At 56.7% G+C, this 2156-nt stretch carries 3 protein-coding genes; all 3 read right to left on the bottom strand.

All coding sequences use genetic code 11. The annotated features are described in order from the left end of the window. The coding region (locus AC4GMC_RS12980) for a 1-deoxy-D-xylulose-5-phosphate synthase N-terminal domain-containing protein (protein ID WP_487878412.1) at positions 1 to 263 on the bottom strand (263 nt) is incomplete at its 3' end. Positions 264 to 409: 146 nt separating this feature from the next. Further along, positions 410 to 1525 (bottom strand): photosynthetic reaction center cytochrome PufC, encoded by a 1116-nt coding sequence (gene pufC / locus AC4GMC_RS12975; protein ID WP_490367352.1) that lies wholly within the window; start codon positions 1523 to 1525, stop codon positions 410 to 412. A gap of 1 nt (position 1526) precedes the next feature. After that, positions 1527 to 2156 (bottom strand): photosynthetic reaction center subunit M (gene pufM / locus AC4GMC_RS12970; RefSeq protein WP_488055092.1); only part of this gene is annotated, 630 nt, incomplete at its 5' end.

Raw genomic sequence — 2156 nt, 5'->3', positions numbered from 1 at the left:
AGAATTTTGTGCGGATAACACTGGTGACCCACATCCCAGACCAGCTTGTCATGGGGGGTCTGAAACACAGCGTGAATGGCGGTCGTCAGTTCGACCACCCCAAGGGATGACCCAAGATGGCCTCCGGTTTCGGACACCGTCCAAATCGTCTCGGCGCGCAGCTCATCTGACAGGCGTGCAAGATCGCCATCAGACATCCGGCGCAAATCGGCGGGTGAATGGACTTTGTCCAACAAGGGGGTGTTGGGGCGCGGGTTGGACATGGTCGTTCCTCCCAGTATCGAAAGTAAAAAAACGCGCCGCTCGGGTGTGCCCCTCGCGACGCGTCAGTCGTGCCTATAGTCAAAGGGACGCCATAGGACTTTGGGAACCGGCGCCTCCAAGATGCAGGGGGCGCCAGAGGGATAGTTTACTCGTAGACCGGTGTGCCGGTGGTGGCGAGTTCAGGCCAATCCGCGATAACGTTCAGACCGCCCATGGGTTTCTGGTACCCCTTGTGACAAGTCTTACACGCGGCTTTTGGCGCATCAGCATAAAGAGGTCCAAGCCGGTGATCTGGCAGGACGTCTTTGATCGGCAGGATCCAATCCGCATTAATCTCCTGTGCCATCGAAATCCCGAGAGAGGCAGTAGCCCATTGGGGCGTCACCTGACCGGGGTCATAGAAGGCACGGCTGTTGTGGCAGAACACACAGTTCACGCCCAACGAGTTGGAGAAATAATTCATGAAGGAATAGGTGCGCTCGGTCTGTTGGATCGAGGCAACTTCGCCTTCTGCGATGGAACCAGCCACACGGCTTTCGAGGTCATGCACGCCAATCGTCTCATACTCGATGAGATATTGGTACAACGCATCAGACGGAAGCGACGTGAACTGCGACAGGGTTGTTGCGCGGTTTTGGTTCGCGCTCCAGCCTTGGGCATTTTCGTTCACAGGATCGATCCGGAACCAAACCTCGGAGGGCACAGCCTCACCACGGTGGCAGGTGTAACAGTTCACACCGACCTCTTGGTTCGCTTGGACGTGTCCAACCCAGTTCTCGTTGATGCTTTGCGTCATCTGAATCATGTTCCGAGCAACAACCTTGGTATACAGGTCGTCATCCGCATAATTCCCCTCATCCGCACCGGAGTGACAATAGGCACAACCCTCATCCGGCGCGACCCACTGGGTCATCGCGTTCATGAGGCGGTTGAAGTTGGCATCCGTCAAATCACCCAGAACCTGCACGTTCTCATAGATATCACCGGCCAGCTCTTCACCCTCTTCGGGGATATAGGGCTCATCCGTGTAATAATCCTCGATCGTGGGATCGGGTGTGTTGATGTCGGTTACGTACTTCGCCACGTGCATCCCGGTTCCGCGGGGACCCGTTTGCATCGAGTCCGTCGCGAAGGGTTGGCCGAAGCTCACCAGAAGGGCTGCTGCGAAAACAGCGGACCCTGCGGCCCCAACAACAATGGCAGGGCCATAGATGTTGGTGGGGTTTTTAGAGTTCCATTCAGTAAACCACTTGGGAAACATCTTATTGTCCTCCCTCAACGTATGACTCGTAGCCATAGGGTTCGAGATATTCAGGGGCGAAGTAGTGCTCCTGTGCCCAGATGAACCAGTTGTCCACGACCGTGCCTGTCAGCAGGATACCGATACCACCCGTGATTGGGGTGAGAACAGCAAACCACCAAGCCCAGCGGTGAATACCTTCCATCGTAGCGTTAAAACCCATGGTCCAGCGCCAGAACAAAGCAGCCCGTTCCGAGGCGGTGCCGCGGTCATAGATCTGCTCTAGCTCACGGTCGCCGCCGTAGCGGGTCACGGCCAGAATGGTCGCGCCGTGCATGGCGAACAACAGAACCGAGCCATAGAGGAACACGATGCTGAGGCAGTGGAAGGGGTTGTAGTACAGGTTGCCGTAGCGGATCGAGAACGCCGTGGTCCAGTCAAGGTGCGGGAAGATGCCATAAGGCACGGCTTCCGACCACGACCCCATCAAAATGGGACGGAACAGGCCCAGCACAAGGAACAGCCAAATCGCAGCGGCAAAAGCCCAAGCGACGTGTTTGCCCATCTTGTGCTGTTCGGCCAGCGAATAGGTCCGCAACCACCAGCACGACACCGACACCAGCAAGAAGAAGCTGGAGATGATGTACCAACC

This window comes from Thalassobacter sp. (genome assembly GCF_982993085.1).
This window is presented reverse-complemented; position numbering and strand designations above follow the sequence as displayed.

Excerpts from the sequence above, each read along its gene's own strand:
- pufC (WP_490367352.1), bottom strand. The coding sequence starts at position 1,525 with ATGTTTCCCAAGTGGTTTACTGAATGGAACTCTAAAAACCCCACCAAC.